The 16,099-nt window shown below is 60.7% G+C and carries 15 protein-coding genes; 8 read left to right on the top strand and 7 right to left on the bottom strand.

The annotated features are described in order from the left end of the window. Nucleotides 1–9: 9 nt before the first annotated feature. Together ACZ5U1_RS17055 and ACZ5U1_RS17050 are read right to left on the bottom strand one after the other, a co-directional pair. Nucleotides 10–918, bottom strand: a complete 909-nt coding sequence (locus ACZ5U1_RS17055) for an alpha/beta hydrolase (RefSeq protein ID WP_464780324.1) — start codon at nt 916–918, stop codon at nt 10–12. A gap of 27 nt (nt 919–945) precedes the next feature. Continuing rightward, a complete protein-coding gene (locus ACZ5U1_RS17050; RefSeq protein ID WP_464780323.1) occupies nt 946–2,367 on the bottom strand; it encodes an NAD-dependent epimerase/dehydratase family protein in 1,422 nt (473 codons plus the stop codon). A gap of 319 nt (nt 2,368–2,686) precedes the next feature. Here ACZ5U1_RS17050 and ACZ5U1_RS17045 point away from each other — a divergent pair, with 319 nt between their 5' ends. From ACZ5U1_RS17045 to trxC, 4 genes are all read left to right on the top strand, one after another. Further along, the gene (locus ACZ5U1_RS17045) at nt 2,687–5,059 is read left to right on the top strand and encodes a TonB-dependent receptor (RefSeq protein ID WP_464780322.1); all 2,373 of its coding nucleotides are present in this window, start codon (nt 2,687–2,689) and stop codon (nt 5,057–5,059) included. Between the two features lie 88 nt (nt 5,060–5,147). Further along, nucleotides 5,148–5,540, top strand: a complete 393-nt coding sequence (locus ACZ5U1_RS17040) for a VOC family protein (protein WP_464780321.1) — start codon at nt 5,148–5,150, stop codon at nt 5,538–5,540. A gap of 238 nt (nt 5,541–5,778) precedes the next feature. After that, on the top strand, nt 5,779–7,815 hold the full coding sequence (locus ACZ5U1_RS17035) for a M3 family metallopeptidase (protein ID WP_464780320.1): 2,037 nt from the start codon (nt 5,779–5,781) through the stop codon (nt 7,813–7,815). A 17-nt stretch (nt 7,816–7,832) separates the two neighbouring features. Beyond that, nucleotides 7,833–8,270, top strand: coding sequence for a thioredoxin TrxC (gene trxC / locus ACZ5U1_RS17030; RefSeq protein WP_464780319.1), 438 nt, complete (start codon nt 7,833–7,835; stop codon nt 8,268–8,270). On the opposite strand, the gene ACZ5U1_RS17025 is transcribed toward trxC, so the two are convergent. Beyond that, nucleotides 8,271–10,295, bottom strand: a complete 2,025-nt coding sequence (locus tag ACZ5U1_RS17025; protein WP_464780318.1) for an elongation factor G — start codon at nt 10,293–10,295, stop codon at nt 8,271–8,273. Nucleotides 10,296–10,527: 232 nt separating this feature from the next. Here ACZ5U1_RS17025 and ACZ5U1_RS17020 point away from each other — a divergent pair, with 232 nt between their 5' ends. From ACZ5U1_RS17020 to ACZ5U1_RS17005, 4 genes are all read left to right on the top strand, one after another. Next, on the top strand, nt 10,528–10,740 hold the full coding sequence (locus ACZ5U1_RS17020; RefSeq protein ID WP_464780317.1) for a hypothetical protein: 213 nt from the start codon (nt 10,528–10,530) through the stop codon (nt 10,738–10,740). A gap of 61 nt (nt 10,741–10,801) precedes the next feature. Continuing rightward, nucleotides 10,802–11,002: a hypothetical protein gene (locus ACZ5U1_RS17015; protein ID WP_464780316.1), complete on the top strand. Its 201-nt coding sequence runs from the start codon at nt 10,802–10,804 to the stop codon at nt 11,000–11,002. A gap of 5 nt (nt 11,003–11,007) precedes the next feature. After that, the gene (locus ACZ5U1_RS17010) at nt 11,008–11,844 is read left to right on the top strand and encodes an SAM-dependent methyltransferase (RefSeq protein WP_464780315.1); all 837 of its coding nucleotides are present in this window, start codon (nt 11,008–11,010) and stop codon (nt 11,842–11,844) included. Continuing rightward, entirely contained in the window at nt 11,844–12,560 is a 717-nt protein-coding gene (locus tag ACZ5U1_RS17005) for a methyltransferase domain-containing protein (RefSeq protein WP_464780314.1), read from the top strand. The genes ACZ5U1_RS17010 and ACZ5U1_RS17005 overlap by 1 nt, the downstream gene beginning before the upstream one ends. Here ACZ5U1_RS17005 and ACZ5U1_RS17000 read toward each other — a convergent pair. From ACZ5U1_RS17000 to ACZ5U1_RS16985, 4 genes are all read right to left on the bottom strand, one after another. Beyond that, nucleotides 12,547–13,644, bottom strand: a complete 1,098-nt coding sequence (locus ACZ5U1_RS17000; protein WP_464780313.1) for an NAD(P)/FAD-dependent oxidoreductase — start codon at nt 13,642–13,644, stop codon at nt 12,547–12,549. The genes ACZ5U1_RS17005 and ACZ5U1_RS17000 overlap by 14 nt on opposite strands. Beyond that, nucleotides 13,641–14,711, bottom strand: a complete 1,071-nt coding sequence (locus ACZ5U1_RS16995; RefSeq protein ID WP_464780312.1) for a type III polyketide synthase — start codon at nt 14,709–14,711, stop codon at nt 13,641–13,643. The genes ACZ5U1_RS17000 and ACZ5U1_RS16995 overlap by 4 nt, the downstream gene beginning before the upstream one ends. Before the next feature lie 118 nt (nt 14,712–14,829). Beyond that, a complete protein-coding gene (locus ACZ5U1_RS16990; RefSeq protein WP_464780311.1) occupies nt 14,830–15,264 on the bottom strand; it encodes a nuclear transport factor 2 family protein in 435 nt (144 codons plus the stop codon). Continuing rightward, nucleotides 15,261–16,073 carry an SDR family NAD(P)-dependent oxidoreductase gene (locus tag ACZ5U1_RS16985; protein WP_464780829.1) on the bottom strand — a complete coding sequence of 271 codons (813 nt, stop codon included), beginning with the start codon at nt 16,071–16,073 and terminating at the stop codon, nt 15,261–15,263. The genes ACZ5U1_RS16990 and ACZ5U1_RS16985 overlap by 4 nt, the downstream gene beginning before the upstream one ends. Nucleotides 16,074–16,099 lie beyond the last annotated feature (26 nt).

The following is a 16,099-nucleotide window of genomic DNA, read 5'->3' as shown; positions in this document are numbered from 1 at the left end:
GCATCCAACTCAGCGCTTCGGGGCTTCTTTTGCCCCGAAGCCGTTGAGGTCGATCCAGCGGAACAACGCTTCCGTCCAACCTTGTGTGGCCGTGCCCTTGTCACCCAGGCCGAAACCATGACCGCCACGTTGATAGGCGTGGAACTCGATTGGGCGGCGAGCAGCGATCCAGCTTTCGATGAGCGCATAGCCCGCGCGTCCTGACAGCGGATCGTCGGTCGCCATCGCCACGAAGGCGGGTGGCGCGTCGGCCGGTACGTCCACCTTTTCCATCGGCGGATAGAGCATGACGGAGAAGGCGGGACGGTCGGCGAGCGGCGCGTCGATGGTCACACGGATCGTCGTTCGCGCTCCGGCAGAAAAGCCGATCATGCCGACCTTGGTCGGATCGACATGCCATTGCGCCGCACGCGCGCGGACGAGCTTCAGCGCAGCGATCCCATCGGCGATCGCATAAGGGGGCGTGACGATGCGCAGACCTTCACCGGGCTTGCCGACCCAGTTGGTCATTCTGCCCTGCATCATCTTTCCGAACGTTGGCCAGTCGCGCGGGGTCGGATCCAGCCGGTATTTGAGCACGAAGGCGGCGATGCCCTGATCGGCCAGCAGGCGAGCGACCTCCATCCCCTCATGATCCCAGGAAAGCGTCATGAAGCCCCCGCCCGGCGCAATGACCATGGCGGTGCCGGTCGCTTTTGCCGGGTCGGGGAGGACGGGCAGTAAGGCGGCTTCGCTGGTATTGCGAACGCTCATGTTGCCGGACTTGCCGAACCAGATTTCCGATCCGTTGCCACCGGGCACGGGGCCGGTGCCAAGAGGGATCGCCTGCTGCAATTCCGACGGGGCGGGCAGTTGCGCGGCCGCCGCCGTGATCCCTAGAATCCATGCGGCAGCCAGGCAAACGAGCGTCGTTTTCATTCCACCTCTCCCTATATCTTCTCCGGCTTAACCGGCGGCGTCGCCCCATACCTGCGCGAAGAAGGGATTGCGCGCGGCTTCCGCTTCATAGGCGGTGGTATCGAGCATGGTGACGGGGCACCAATGACCGCCCTGGAGGTATAGACGCGGCGTCATCGTGAAGCGATGGCCGACAGCGGACTGCCATTCCACGGGTGCGTCAGGGCCATCGAAAGAGTTGCCAAGATATTTGCCGCCGCGATATTCTGCTGCTGCCTTCAGATCATCGATCCGCCAGTCTTCCGGCGAACGGCTTTCGTCATAGCCATGATCGAGCAAGGTGGGTTCCCGCGAAGGCTGGGCGAAGTGGAAGTCGGCCCAATTGCGGGGAATGGCTTCCCATGCCGCGCGCGATCCGAAATAGGCGCGGATCTTGGCTTCATTATTTGTGGCGAACCAGTTGAGGCTGCCGTCCGGCCCGTTGGCCAGTTTCTCGATCTGTTTTGATATGACACCCGGCATCAGCTTGGGCACCATCCGGGCGATCCACGGCATATGCCGTGGGGCTTCGCGAAAATACTCATCGAGCGATTGTTCGCGAAACGGCACCAACGCTTCGAGCCGGTCGGAGTCAGCATACCATTGGCCGTGGAAGTTGCGGGTGGCAAACCAGTGCGGTTTCAGCACCTTGCGGTAGTTGGGCATGGATTTCTCCATGAACTCATGATTCACGACGCGCGATGAGGCGCCGCCGCCCAGATTGTAGAAATTGCGCCAAAATGCATCCGGCACGTCGTCGCCGCACAGTGCCGCCATCAAGCGGCCGCTGTCATTGGCGGTAGACCATTCGAACACGCCATTGAGCGGATTGTGGAACATGATCGGATCGAAAATCTTCCACATTTCGAAATGCGCCATGCCGCTTTGGCGCACCGATGCCCAATGGTTGATGCCGCTTTGTGCGACGATCGCTTCAGCCTGTGTCTTTGTGACCGCATAATGATCATAGGCGCTGATCTTGATCGGATCGCCCGTCCGCCCCCAATGCACAGGTGCATTGCGGCTGCCGGTTTCGGCGATGGTGCCGATATAGATGAGCCGTGTCTGCTTGGGGTCGCCCACCGCGTGGATCGCATCGACGATATTCTGCGCGCCGCCGACGTTGACGCGGGTCACAAGCTCGGCCGGAAGGCGATCCGCAAGCGGTGACACCAGAGCGCCGACATGAAGCACGACATCGGCGCCCTCAACCCCCTTACGGATCGAGGCGGGGTCGGTGAGGTCGCCCCATATAACTTCGGCCAGACCACGGCGCTGGACGTCCTTGACGACCGGGTGCGACTTTTCCTCTGGCCTTACCAATATTCGCAGGCGCAGCGTGTCCGCCTTTTCGGCAATGCGCTTCACCGTTTCGCGGCCCATATTACCGGTGGCCCCGGTCAGGAAAATTGTCTTGCGGCTGTCGGTCATGATGCGTCCCCAAATTATGCGACATTAATCGTACTTTGGCGTGCCAATAACAAGAATGTAGTTTGAGCGGAACAATGGGGACATCGATATCGATTCCCCATCGATCAACGAAAAATACGATCAGATGAATATTCATTCATATATATGCGGATGTCACGATCGCATTCTCTACGAATGAATTGGGCATGTGTTGCTCATAAAACACGGTTGCGTGCGAAAATCGGCAAGGTGATGAGTCTCCGGATTGCGATGAAGTCCTATGGCCGTTAGCGGGCTCCACATCGCTCGGGCCAAGTCCGGGCTTCTCGGAAAGGATGTCATGAAGAAGGTTAACGGAATTTCTGCATTGTTGTGCGGTGCGGCACTGATTGTCCCTGTTGCTGCTTGGGCGCAGGAAGGCGTCAGCAACGATGACGGCGCCACCAACGAAATCGTCGTAACAGCGACTCGTGAATCGCGTTCGCTTCAGTCGGTGCCGATGGCCGTGAACGTTGCGACCGGTGAACAGCTCCAGAAGTTCAACATTTTCGACGCGAAGGACGTGCAGCAGCTTGCACCTGGTCTTGAGCTGACCAACACCTCGGGCCGCAACAACACGACCACCCTGCGTGGCGTGACCTTCGATCCCGATCAGGGCACCAGCCCGGCGGTTCAGGTCTATTATAACGAAATTCCGACGGATGCGCAGACCGTTTATACGGCGCTCTATGACATCCAGCAGATTGAAGTGCTGCGTGGTCCGCAGGGCCTGCTGCGCGGTCTGTCTTCACCGGCCGGTTCCATCACCATCGCGACCCGTCGCCCGAACTTCGATGAAATCGAGGGCTATGCGCAGGCGACCGCTACCTCGCGCGATGGCTACAACGTGCAGGCTGGCGTTTCCCTGCCTTTCAACGACACGCTTGCGATCCGCGTCGCTGGCCTGGTCGATGGCAACCGCCTGAACAACGTCCGCAACATCACGACGGGCGAGCGCTCACGCAGCCGCACTGAAAGCGCGCGCGTCACGCTGGGCTGGCGTCCGAGCAGCGACTTCACTGCCTATCTGAGCTACCAGTATCTGTTTGCGGATAACAGCCAGCTTCAGCAGGTTGTCGGTGCTGGCAATGTGCCGGACGGCTTTAACCCGTCGGGGCCAGCTCTCTCTGAGTCGGATTATACCGCGGTGTCGGACGGCCGGTTCCGTAACCAGAATGAGAGCCACATCGTCAATCTGGCCTTCGATTATGATCTTGGTCCGGCCACCTTGTCCTTCGCAGGTGCTCACCAATACAGCAGGCTGAAGGCGGAACGCGACCTCGACACGGGCAACGCGATCCCCAACTATGTGCAAGCGTCTACCATTGACACGCCCTACAAGGTGGACTCGGCGGAACTGCGCCTGGCGTCCAACAACAAGGAAGGTTTCGGCTGGGGTGTAGGTGCGTTCTACACGAAGCAGACTGGCACCGTTGTGACCAATCAACGATCAGACCAGTTCTTTGCTCCGCTTCCTGTCGCGTTTGGCGTGTATCTGCCGATCGATACAGAGGTGTTCACTCCGGTGAATGCGCAGACATGGTCGTTCAACGGCAATTTGCGTTACCGTTCCAATGGCTTCTCGATCGAAGGCGGTCTGCGCTATTCCATTATCAAGAATGTTCAGACGACGGACATCTTCCTGACCTCTCCGGGTTATGCTGGTTTCGGCATTCCTGCTTTTGAACGATTTGAGGAAGGCGTTCCGGCCGATCTGCAGCGTTTCACGAACAAGCCTCTGACGGGCGGCCTGACGGTTTCCTATGAGTTCAATCCGCGCCTCAACGTGTATCTGGCCTATGGCCACTCCTATCGGGCCGGTAGCACGGGGGTCGCTGTTCCCGCCGGGGTGAGCCGGGACCTGATCCGTACACAACCCGAAAAGACCGATTCTTTCGAAGCCGGTCTGAAGGGCAAGCTGTTCGACAACCGGGTGAATTTCACAGTATCGGCGTTTTACCAGACGCTGGAAAATTATCTGAGCCGGTTCACGGGCATCCAGTATAACTGCCCTGAATTGAACGGGGCCTGCAGTGTCAATGGAACGGCGATCGCCCCTGGAGAACCGACCAACGGCGGCTTCGATTTCAACTATAATGGCGATGCCAAGATCAAGGGCGTGGAAGCTTCCATCGATGGTCGCATCAACGATAATTGGAACTTGGGCATTAGCGCATCCTATGTTCGTGCCCGTTTCAAAGATGCTCGCGTACCTTGCAATGACTACGCAGGTACGGGCGTCCCCAATCAGGACGGCTCCCCCGTTATAACTGGCCCGGGCAATGTGAGCTACTGCGTGACCAATGGTCGCCTGTCCCAGACTCCGGACTTCACCCTCACGGCGAATACGGAAATCCGTTTCCCGATGGGTGAGTTTACGCCGTTTGTACGGGCGCTCGTGAACTATCGTCCGGGCTTCTATGCCGACCAGGTCGATTATGACTACCGTTCGCGCACCCTGCTAAACGTTTTTGCGGGCTTCCGCACGGAAGACGATCGTTTCGAGCTTACGGCTTTCGTAAAGAACCTGCTTAACCAGAAGCGGATTACCAACACCAACCTGGGCACCGCCCAGATCAATACGGCCGCAGGAGTCCCTTATGATTCCGGCTATCGCACGGTGAATGTCACCAATCCGCGCGAATTCGGCCTGACCGGAATGTTCCGGTTCTAATCTTGATCCTGTCGTTCGTTTAGGATCACAGAGGGCCAGTGGAGACCATCCACTGGCCCTTTCTTGTATCTTTCGTGGAGTAGGATGAATGACTTCGCATTTTGGTTTTACCAAGCTTGTGGTGCAAGATCTGGAGGGCACCGCCGCCTTCTACAAGGATGTTGTGGGCCTGGTTGAAATGGCGCGGATTCAGGATACGGTTGGCGATCGGCAGATCGATGAAATCCTGTTTAATGCTACGGGCGAAGGCGGCGCTACCTTCGTTTTGTTCAAGTTTCTGGATCGGTATACCGCTGCACAGGATGAGGTGATCCTGGGATTTCAGACGAGCGACCTTGAGGCATTTGTCGGGCGGGTTCAAAAGGCTGGCGGCAACGTTGTGCAGCCGATTGAAGTCAGGGAAGCTCATGGTGTGATGGTCGCCTTCGTGACCGATACCGAGGGGCATCTGATCGAGGTTGTGGAATTGCTGGCCAGGTAAAAAAGGCGGCGCGAGGTGTTCACGCCGCCCACCAACCATTCTCCGCTCTACGTGCAAGTGGCGGATCCGTATCCGCAGTGGGACGACGGCTCTTGTTATGTCGGTCCTGGCGATCAACGGGGTGGACGCGCGCTAAGATTGTGCGGGGGAGGTAGCGACAGGAGCTTGAAGAGCGGGGTGTCATGGCCCAATTAAGGAGCTCCCCAGCCCGTTTTGGCTGCCTCAACCAAGAGTAATCATGACTTCTCTTAACCCCCTCCTTGCCGATACCGACCTGCCCGATTTCGCCGCCATCGAGGCAGCACATGTGGTTCCCGCCATAGAGGCTGCGATTGACCAGCATCGCGCGGCGATCGAGCAGATTACGGCTGGGCAATCTGATGACTTCGGCAACGTCATATTGGCGGCGGAGCGGGCGGACTTTCTCCTGTCGCGCACATGGTCGCCCATCGGCCATCTTGCAGGGGTAGCCGACACGCCGGAATTGCGGGAAGCACACGCTTCGGCACAGGCCTTGATGACGGCTTATCTGATGGAGGCGGGGCAGAACCGGGCGCATCATGATGCGGTCGCGCGCGTGGCCGACCGGCCCGATTTTACTGATTTTCCTCCTGCGCAGAAGCGGGCCGTCGAATTGGCGTTGCGGGCGTTCCGTCTGGCGGGCGTGGCTTTGGAGGGCGAGGCCCGCCAGCGTTTCCTCGACATTGGCGTGGCGCTGAGCGACCTTGGCACCCGCTTTGGAAATGCCGTGCTGGACGCGACGGAAGCGTGGAGCGAGCATGTCACCGACGAGGCGGCGCTCGCCGGAGTGCCGGAAAGCGACAAGGCCATTCTTGCCGCCTATGCGCAGGAAAAGGGCCTGCCGGGCTGGCTCATCACCTTGCGCCAACCGAGTGTGCTGGCGATCCTGCTTCACGCCGACGATCGGGCATTGCGGGAACGGGTTTATCGCGCCCACAATACGCGCGCGTCCGATCAGTCGGATGACCGCAGCCATGACAATAGCGAGCGGATCGACCAGATCATGGCGCTGAGGCATGAAGCAGCGCAGATATTAGGCTTCAACGATTCCGCCGCGCACTCGCTCGAAACCAAGATGGCGGCGGATGCGGACGAGGCGCTGGCCTTTCTGGCTGACCTCGCCAAGCGCGCTCGCCCGGTTGGCGAGAAGGAACTGGAAGAGGCGCGGACCTTTGCCGCTGAGCATTTTGGTTTGAACGAACTTTATCCGTGGGACCTGTCCTACGTCGCCGAAGCGATGCGGCGGACGTTGCATGGGGTTGATCAGGAAGCACTGAAAGCCTATTTCCCCTTGCCGCGTGTGCTGGCGGGTACGCAGAAGCTGATTGAGCGGCTTTTCGATGTGCGTCTGATCGAACGGGAAGCTGTTTCGTCCTGGCGTTCCGATGTTCTGTTCTATGATGTGCTGGATGCGAGCGGCGAGATTGTTGCGGGGGTCTATCTCGACCTGTTCGCGCGGGCTGGTAAGCGGGGTGGGGCGTGGATGGATGTGTGCCGGGCGCGGTTCCGGGATGCCGATGCTTTCCACAGGCCAATTGCCTATCTCACCACCAACTTCGCGCCGCCTGCGGGTGATCGTCCCTCGTTGGTCACGCATAATGACGTGGTGACGCTGTTCCATGAATTTGGCCATGTGCTGCACCATCTGCTGACGGAGGTCGATCTGCCGTCGGTCGGCGGCATTTCGGGCGTCGAATGGGATGCGGTCGAGCTGCCCAGCCAGTTCATGGAGAATTTCGCCTGGGAAAAGGACACGTTGATCGGCTTGTCCGGGCATGTGGACACGGGCGAGCCGTTGCCTGAGCCTCTGTTTGACCGGCTGCTTGCCGCACGGCAGTTTCAGGCGGGACTGGCATTGTTGCGCCAGATCGAGTTCGCGACCTTCGACCTGCTGCTGCATCGCGACTATGATCCGGCGCAGGGGGCGCGTGTGATGCAGACGCTGGAACAGGTGCGGGCGGCGGTGGCTGTTGTCCATCCGCCTGAATGGAACCGCTTTGCCCATGCGTTCAGCCATATTTTCGCGGGCGGATATGCGGCGGGCTATTATTCCTATCTGTGGGCTGAACTTCTGTCCGCCGACGCCTTTGAAATATTCTCTCATGCCGATCTGCCGGGGGGAGGCGCTACCGCCTTCCGCCGCGAGATATTGGCGGCGGGCGCCAGCCGTTCCGCAGCCGACAACTTCCGGGCTTTCGCCGGACGCGCGCCAGAAGTCGATGCCTTGCTTCGCTCGCGCGGGCTGGCGGCCTAACGAAAGGCCCGTGTAGTATGGATGGTCCCCTTGTGATCAGTTGCCCAGCATGCGCCACGTTGAACCGTGTGCCGAAGGAACGGTTGGGCGCGGGGCGTTGCGGGCGGTGCAAGCAGGCATTGTTTCAGGGTCGGCCGGTGACGCTGACCAGCGCCAATTTTTCGCAGCATGCGGTGAGCAGCGACGTTCCACTCATCATCGATTTCTGGGCGAGTTGGTGCGGTCCCTGTCGCCAGATGGCGCCAGCCTTCGAAGCCGCCGCCGCGCAGCTGGAACCACATGCCCGGCTGGGGAAGATTGATACGGAAGCGGAAGCCGATATTGCCGCCCGCTATGCGATCCGCAGCATTCCCTCGCTGGTGATCCTGCACAAGGGGCGGGAAATTGCGCGCAATGCGGGCGCCATGCCGATGGCTGCGATCGTCAGTTGGGCGCGGCAGCACCTGCCTGCTTGATCAGGCGGGCTCCTTGATTCGTTGGACGATGCTGTTGGCGAGTTTCGGGGCAACCTCCGCCAGATGATCGAAATGCGCTTCGAAATGAGCCATGCCCTGGCTCATCGAGCGGATTTCAGCCTCCAGCCCTTGCAGCCCTGCTTCTGGTAGCAGGACTTCTATCACATCCCAGGTCGGCCAGCCTTCGCGGCTCGTCATCCGCAGCATCTGGCCACGGCGGCTCGCCACGGCGGAGGTGATGCGGGATGAGGCTGTGCCGGGCGTCATGATCGTCACATGCGCGACCGGCTCCAGCAGATAGGGGGACGCAGCGGCCAGTGCGTCGTTCATCGCTATCCGTCCAGCGGTGCGGAAAGCGAGTTCGGAGCTGTCCACGCTATGAAAGGAGCCGTCGACCAAAGTCGCCGCAACATCGACCACGGGAAAGCCGAGGGGACCTTTTGCCTGGGCATCGTGCACGCCCTTTTCGACCGCCGGAATCCACTGCTTGGGTATCGCGCCGCCCGTGATCCGTTCCTCGAAGCGGAGGCCCTCTCCCCGTTCCAGAGGACGCACTTCCAGCACGACATCGCCGAACTGCCCATGCCCGCCGGACTGCTTCTTGTGCCGCCCGCGTTGCGTAACCGCTTTTCGGATCGATTCCCTGTAGGCGATCGTCGGCGGCTGCACCGATACGGCCACGCCATAGCGGCGCTTCAGACGGGCCAGCGCGACGTTCAGATGTTCGTCACTCACGCCGTGAAGCAAGGTCTCTCGGGATGCTTCGTCCTGGCTCCAGTGAAGGGCGTGGTCTTCTTCCGCCAGCCGATTGAGAGCGGTGGACAGGCGCACCTCGTCCTTATGATCCTTCGCGGCGATCGCCACCGCGCAATTGGTCGCCGGTCGGTCAGCGGGCAGCCCTGTGCCGCCGGGTTTGGCCGCGATGCCGATCAGATCCCCTGCCTTTATCGTGTCGATCTTGGCAATGCCGACGATCGCGCCCGGTTCGGCGGTGGCGATCTTGGTGGTGGCAAGACCCTGGAGGGCAAATATCCCGCCCGCGCGCAGGGATTGTCCGCTATTGTCCTGGAGATCGGCGCCGTCCTGCAAACTGCCGCCGAACAGCCGCGCGATCGCCAAGCGGCCTACTGTCGCCGCATGAGAAATCTTCAGCACCTGTGCCGCTGCTCCGGTGACGCCTAGCCGCTCCGCCGTCTTCGCGGGGGCAGGGGTGTCATGCCGCAGCATCTTGAGCAGGCGGCGGATACCAAAGCCATTGGCCGCGGAACCGAACAGCACCGGCACGATGAGGCCGCTGGCGGTTTCCTGTGCCAGGTCGGCGAAGATGGTTTGAAGGCTTGGCTGTTCGTCCGACAGAAGCTGTTCAAGTAGGACGTCGTCATGATCGGCCAGTTGTTCCAGCATATGGAAGCGCGCATGGCTTTCATCAGCCTTCAGCTCTTCGGCGAGCGCGATCTGCTGCGACTGCTTGCCTGTTTCATAATGATAGGCCCGTTCCAGCGCGAGGTCGACGAAGCCATCGACCCGATCGCCCGACCGGATCGGGATTTGCCGGGCGACGAGCGCGGCGGCGCTCATGGGGGCGAGGGCCGTAAGCAGATCCTGGATGCTGCCCCGCGCCTGCTCGATCTTGTTGACGAACAGGGCGTGCGGAACGCCCGCGCGTTCGAGCTTGCGCAGTGTGGGCTCTGCCAGAGGGGCGCGGGCGGGGTCCGGATCGATGACGACGATGGCCAGATCGACCGCATTGAGAGCGATGGCCGCGTCATCGGCAAAGCTGGGAGAGCCCGGAATATCGACGAGGGAGAAATGATCCCCCATCCATTCGAACTGCATGAGGTTGAGTTCAGTGGAGCTTCCTCGTTCTCGCGCTTCCGGACTTGCATCGCCGACGCTGGTGCCAGCTTCGACCGATCCCTGTCGCGAAACAGCCCCGCTGATGTGCATTATTGCTTCCGCGAGGCTGGTTTTACCCGCTCCGGCGGGGCCGATCAGCGCAATGGAGCGCGATTGCGTGCCGCTCATCCTTGCTCTCCTCATCCCGTCTTTCGTGGCGAAGACGGTCTTCTTGTGGAAGCAATGTTCTGCCTATCGCGAAGGGAACGCAAGGGGGCTTCGACCGGATCGCGCCACCGCCTGCCTGAGCGCACATACAATTGCGAGATGTGCATTGCGGTCATTCATAATATCCATCCTTATCTGCCGGAACCGGTTTAACCGCCGTTCGATTAGGTAAAGCGCAGAGAGAGGCTGGCTAATGCCCAGGGATGACGAGCGGAGGCAGCGGCGAAATGCCAAGCGATGGCTGTGGGCGATCGTTGCTGCGGGTCTGGCTCTGGCGGCGCTCATAGCTTATACCAGCCTGCGTGCGCCCGATCCGGCATCGCGAACGTCCGATGTGGCGGTCCCAGCCTCTGCAACCGCAGCACCAGTTGAGGACGAGAAGCGGAACGAATCGCCGCATCGGTGATTGCAATCTTCGCGATCCCTCCACGAGGGACCGATCTTCCTCATTTTCAGGAGTTTGATCGATGTCGCTAACCGGACTTACTGCCATCATCATCCTGATCGCTGCGGCCCTGCTCGGCCTGGTGCTTTATGCGCGCAATCGGGGGCGGTTGAGTAGCGGAGCCGCATTGATCGCGGCCCTCGTCATCATCGCTGCGGCTTCCGTCACGATGATCTATCCGTCTTTCCTGACCGCGACGCACGCGGATCGGCCGGTGCCCTGAGCCGCATGATTGTTCCCGATCAAGCGCCGGATTCCCGAAGCGTCGCGCTTCACTATGATGAGCTTGACCTCGCCTATCGTCGCATCTGGGGCGATCATGTTCACCACGGATATTGGCGCACAGGGACCGAAACGCCTGAGCGGGCCGCTGCCGAGTTGGTGGCTGCGGTGGAGCAAAGGCTTGGCATAGAGGCTGGGCACCGTATTTGCGACATTGGTTGCGGATATGGGGCGACAGCGGCCGATATCCTGACACGCCATGACGTGTCGATCGTCGGCCTGACGCTATCGGCGGCCCAGCACGCAATTGCGCAAGAGCGTTCGCCGCGCTTTACCTGTCTGGTGCGGGATTGGTTGGACAACGGCCTGGAAACGGCGTCGTTCGACCGCGCTTATGCGATCGAAAGTTCCGAGCATATGACGGATAAGCCGCGCTTCTTCACCGAGGCAAGACGCATATTGCGGCCGGGCGGCCGCTTGGTCGTGTGCGCCTGGCTGGAGGGGGAGGGGGCGTCTGCTTGGGAGGTGCGGCATTTGCTGCTGCCGATATGCAAGGAGGGCAGGTTGCCCAGCATGGGAAGCCGGGAAGATTATCTGACATTGGCCTCTGACGCTGGATTTCGCCTGATGGATCATCGGGACATCAGCCGGGAGGTGCGCCGGACCTGGTCGATATGCCTTGGTCGTTTGGCGAAGAGCGTGTTGAGCGACCGGGACATCCGTCGGCTTGCGATTGGCCGCGCCACGATGAGCCGCGATTTCATATTGAGCCTTCCGCGCCTCATCCTTGCGCTACGCACAGGGGCGATGCGTTACGGGATATTCCAGTGGGAAGCGCTTTGATGGCCAAGCTCATCACCAGATCCCGTCAGGAAGAGCAGATGGACGCGCCCGATCTCGATCCGGCGGTATATGAGCGGGTTTTGCACGATCTGGCGCGGGTCAATCGTTGGACGTTCACAGCCTGGCCCACCATCGCCTTTCTCCAACGCGCTGTGGGACAGGCAAGGCATTTCCGCCTGCTGGATGTCGGATTTGGCGACGGCGACGTCCTGCGCGCGATTGCCCGATGGGCGCGCCGCCGGGGTATCGATGCCGAACTGATAGGCGTGGACCTGAATGAAAAGAGCTTGCAGGCGGCCCGGCATGCGACCCCGTCCGACCTGTCGATCGATTATCGGGCTGGCGATTATCTCGATCAGCCGGAACAGTTCGACTTCATCATTTCAAGCCAGGTCACGCATCATATGACCGACGCGCAGCTGATGACTTTCCTGCATCATATGGAAGCGAATGCGAGGATGGGCTGGTTGATCTGCGACCTGCACCGCGATGGTTTCGCGCATTGGGGTTTTCCCATTTTGGCGCGACTGCTGCGCGTCCACAGGATCGTGCGGGAAGACGGTCAGTTATCGATCGCCCGATCGTTCCGGCGTCGAGAGTGGATCGATCTGCTGGCGCAGGCTGGCATATCCGAGGATCAGGTGCGGATAGTGCGCCGTTTCGCTTTTCGCCTGTGCGTGGAGCGTGTGCGGGAGACGCCACTTATCCTTTCCTGATCCGGGTGAGAGATGCTGCGCCGGTTCCCAGTCCGGGTGCGAACCGTAGCAGCGACATGAGGACGCTGCGGGTGAGGGGTGCTGCGGCGCCATGGCGCAAGGCTTCGGCAATGCCGACAGGCCGCGCGCATTGCCGCCCCCATTTGTTCTGCCATGCCGGTGAGGCTTCAGGTCCTTCGGCCAGCATTGCTCCGGCTGCGCTCGCTCCGCTGGCCAGGGCGATGGCGATGCCGTCGCCTGCGAGTGAGGCTATGACGGCGCTCTGGTCGCCGATGCGAAAGACGCCTTTGTGGCTTTGCGGCGCGCGCCAGCCGTAGGGAACACCCGCGACAGCATCGAAATGGGCGGGTACGCCTTGAAGCCGTTTGCTGAGCAGTGGCGCCTCCTGTTGCAACTCGTCCAGCAGCGCAGGAACGCTCCCCGCTGTAGTGAGCCGATCCTTGCTTACCGACAGGCAGAGATTGACCGATCCGTCCTCCTGCAACAGCAGTCCCGCATAGCCCTGGTTAAACAGGTGCAGTTCAACGACGCCCGACAGCGCGCCATGCAATGCGGAGGACGCAGGGAGTGAGGTGCGTAGCCCGACCGATGAGCTTGAGAAATCCCGGACCACGCCGCGCAGCTCATGCTTGCCAACGCCTATGAACAGGGCGTCTGCGGTAAGGGTCTCGCCATTGTCGAAGCGCACGGCGCGGTTATCTGGATCGGCTGTGCGGGCTGTTCGGCCTCGGCTGACAATAGCACCGGCGTCGGCCGCTGCCTCGATAAGGGCATTGTCCAGGACGTGGCGGGAAATGCCCCCGGCCGTGGCGGGCAGGGCGGCTTCGACGCAGCGTGTTCCTGTGGCCAGCCTGAAGCGGTTTATGGGCCGCGCCCCAAGCTTCCAGGGGTCCACTCCCAATTCCATAAGGCCAGCGATCGCGTCCCAGCCGAGAAAGCCGCCGCATACGCCAGCAGGGGCAGCGGCCTGACGCTCAATCAGATGTGGCCTCATTCCGGCGCGGGCGAGGGTGATGGCGGTGGCAGAGCCAGCCGGGCCGCCGCCTATGATGAGCGCCTCTAGCTTGGCCGCTCCCGTCATCATCCGGCTCGCGAAAAGCGGAATCCTTCCGCAGCGACGCCCGGTCCGAAGGCGAGCGCGACGCCGGGGCCGGGGCTCCCTTCATCGAGCAGGTCGCTGAGGATAAACATCAGCGTTGCGGACGACATGTTGCCATGGCGCGCGAGGATGCCGCGAGACACGGCCAGAGCATCGGGTTGCAGGTCCATGCCGTTTTCGACCGCGTCCAATATGGACCGGCCCCCGGCATGAACCGCCCAATTCGCGACCGATGCGGGATCAGTCGAACCGCAAATCCGGTCCCTGACGCCATTCTCTCGCAGAGCGGTCTGTATGCGGCTGGGGACTTCACCGGACAGGTGCATGACGAAACCGGTGTCGCCTATCTCCCACCGGATGAGATCGGCAGACCCTTCCAAATTTATCGCGAAGGGCGCATCCATCGCGAAACCGCGATCCTGCGCGCTGACCAGTGCCGCCGCTGCGCCATCGCCGAATTGCAGCATCATCAGCAATCTTTCGACCTGCTGTTCCCGCTGAAGATGGAGCGACGACAATTCGACGGTGACCACCAGTACGCGCGCATCGGGTTCCGACCTCACGATGTGCCGCGCAGTCCGAAGCGCCGCGACCGCTGCGTAACAGCCCATAAAACCTACAAGTGTTCGCTCCACGCCTACCAGACCCAGCGCGTCGGCGATGATCTGATCCACTCCGGGAGCGACGAAGCCGGTGCAACTGGCGACGACCAGATGGGTAACGCCATCGAGAACCATTTTCGCGCGCAAGGCGTCGATGGCTCGCAGGGCCAATTCAGGGGCGTAGCGATGATAGAGTTGCATGCGTTGCGACGTCGAAGGCATGGCGTCCGCATAGAAGCCGCCGGGATCGACAGGTGAGGCTTCCGCGTCCACTTGGGGAAGGACCGACCAGCGATGATTGATGCCGCTGCGCTCTGCCATGCGGACGAACAGGCTGCGCGCCCGTTCATCCACTACTTGCTGACTGGCCCATCGAATGAAAGGGGAATGCACATCCTGGTCAGGAACGGCGCAACCTATCGCGTTTATGCAGGCACGTCTTTCGTTCATCGCATCCCACTTTGTTGCCCGGATCTACAACGCCGACGGTGCGGTATATGATCCGGGCTGGACAGGTCCAACATGTGTAGCGCGATTTTGATTGCTTCCCAATGAATTGGGATTTGCGTTAGCCGTGACGAACCGTCACGGGCACCATTTCCTCCCACAACAGTTCGAGCTTGCGCCGGGTAAAGCGCCACGCGTCACCATCACGACGCCATTCATCGAGATAACGGATCGTCCAGCGCAAAATCTGGTCTGCGTCGTTGAGCAGATGATCGGCGGTGCAATAGGTCTCGCCGCTGGCTCTGTCACCGTCGATCATAACTATCTGGTTATGGACGCGGTGGAAGGTCGAACGGAACATCTGCGCAAGTCCGTCGATCGACATCAATGTCGCCTCCAGCCCTTCTGTGACGAAGCCCGGCCCTTCGATCCGGCAGTCGTCTGCCAGCACGGATCGCCATAGTTGCTTGTCCCTGCGATCCGCACCCTGAGCGTAAATTTCCGCTGAGCGCCGGAGCGCCGCTTCGTCGATCAGCTTGTTCATCGCGCCGCTCACAGGTTCATTCCGTTGCCAGTCACGATCGGCATGTTGGTCCAGGTCCCGTTGATATCGCGGATCCATCCCGCCGCCGCCAGCGAACCGCCATCGACATTGATGGCCGTTCCCGTGACCCAGGACGCCATTGGGCTGGCAAGGTAAAGCGCCGCGCCCGCGCAGTCGTCCGGATGGCCAAAGCGGCCGAGCGGCACCCATCTTTGCACATGTTCGCGATTTTCCGGCGGCACCATATAATCGATCGGGGTCTGGGGTGTGTCCGTGGTTTCCGGCGCGATGTCATTCACCCTGATGCCGAGGGGCGCGAGTTCAAGCGCGAGGCTCTTGGTGAAGCCCGTTATCCCCCATTTGGCGGCGGCATAGACGGAGCAGTTGGGAATGCCGCGATAGGCCTCGATCGACGTGATGTTTATGATGGAACTGCCGGGTGCTGATGCCTTCAGTAGCGGAAGCAGGCGGTTCGTCACGTGCATGAGACTGATCAGGTTGAGGCCGACAATCTCCTGCATCTCATCACGTGAAAGATCAGAAAATGCTTTAGCATGAAGGAAATGGCCGACATTGTTCACAAGAATATCGAGCTTACCGCCTGTTTCCTGTTTCAGTCGGTCGGCCAGCGCATCAACTTGTTGCGGATCGTTGACGTCGCATTGAATCGCTTTGCCAACGGTGAAATCGGCACAGCGTTTCGGATCAATCTCCGCAACGAAGACCTGCGCGCCTTGCCGTGAAAAAGCATCGGCGCAGGCGCGCCCGATCCCCGCGCCGCCACCGGTCACCAAAACCGTCTTGCCCGTGAAGTCCAGCATCATCCTGTCCTCGCTTATTCTGTCCG

This window comes from Sphingobium sp. TomTYG72 (genome assembly GCF_055394715.1).
This window is presented reverse-complemented; position numbering and strand designations above follow the sequence as displayed.

Bases quoted from the DNA above. Each gene is read 5' to 3' on its own strand.
- ACZ5U1_RS16995 (WP_464780312.1), bottom strand. From the start codon at position 14,711: ATGAACGAAAGACGTGCCTGCATAAACGCGATAGGTTGCGCCGTTCCT.
- ACZ5U1_RS17010 (WP_464780315.1), top strand. From the start codon at position 11,008: ATGATTGTTCCCGATCAAGCGCCGGATTCCCGAAGCGTCGCGCTTCAC.
- ACZ5U1_RS17035 (WP_464780320.1), top strand. From the start codon at position 5,779: ATGACTTCTCTTAACCCCCTCCTTGCCGATACCGACCTGCCCGATTTC.
- ACZ5U1_RS17040 (WP_464780321.1), top strand. From the start codon at position 5,148: ATGACTTCGCATTTTGGTTTTACCAAGCTTGTGGTGCAAGATCTGGAG.
- ACZ5U1_RS17015 (WP_464780316.1), top strand. From the start codon at position 10,802: ATGTCGCTAACCGGACTTACTGCCATCATCATCCTGATCGCTGCGGCC.
- ACZ5U1_RS17055 (WP_464780324.1), bottom strand. From the start codon at position 918: ATGAAAACGACGCTCGTTTGCCTGGCTGCCGCATGGATTCTAGGGATC.
- ACZ5U1_RS17025 (WP_464780318.1), bottom strand. From the start codon at position 10,295: ATGAGCGGCACGCAATCGCGCTCCATTGCGCTGATCGGCCCCGCCGGA.
- ACZ5U1_RS17020 (WP_464780317.1), top strand. From the start codon at position 10,528: ATGCCCAGGGATGACGAGCGGAGGCAGCGGCGAAATGCCAAGCGATGG.
- ACZ5U1_RS17005 (WP_464780314.1), top strand. From the start codon at position 11,844: ATGGCCAAGCTCATCACCAGATCCCGTCAGGAAGAGCAGATGGACGCG.
- ACZ5U1_RS16985 (WP_464780829.1), bottom strand. From the start codon at position 16,073: ATGCTGGACTTCACGGGCAAGACGGTTTTGGTGACCGGTGGCGGCGCG.
- ACZ5U1_RS17050 (WP_464780323.1), bottom strand. From the start codon at position 2,367: ATGACCGACAGCCGCAAGACAATTTTCCTGACCGGGGCCACCGGTAAT.
- ACZ5U1_RS17045 (WP_464780322.1), top strand. From the start codon at position 2,687: ATGAAGAAGGTTAACGGAATTTCTGCATTGTTGTGCGGTGCGGCACTG.
- ACZ5U1_RS17000 (WP_464780313.1), bottom strand. From the start codon at position 13,644: ATGATGACGGGAGCGGCCAAGCTAGAGGCGCTCATCATAGGCGGCGGC.
- trxC (WP_464780319.1), top strand. From the start codon at position 7,833: ATGGATGGTCCCCTTGTGATCAGTTGCCCAGCATGCGCCACGTTGAAC.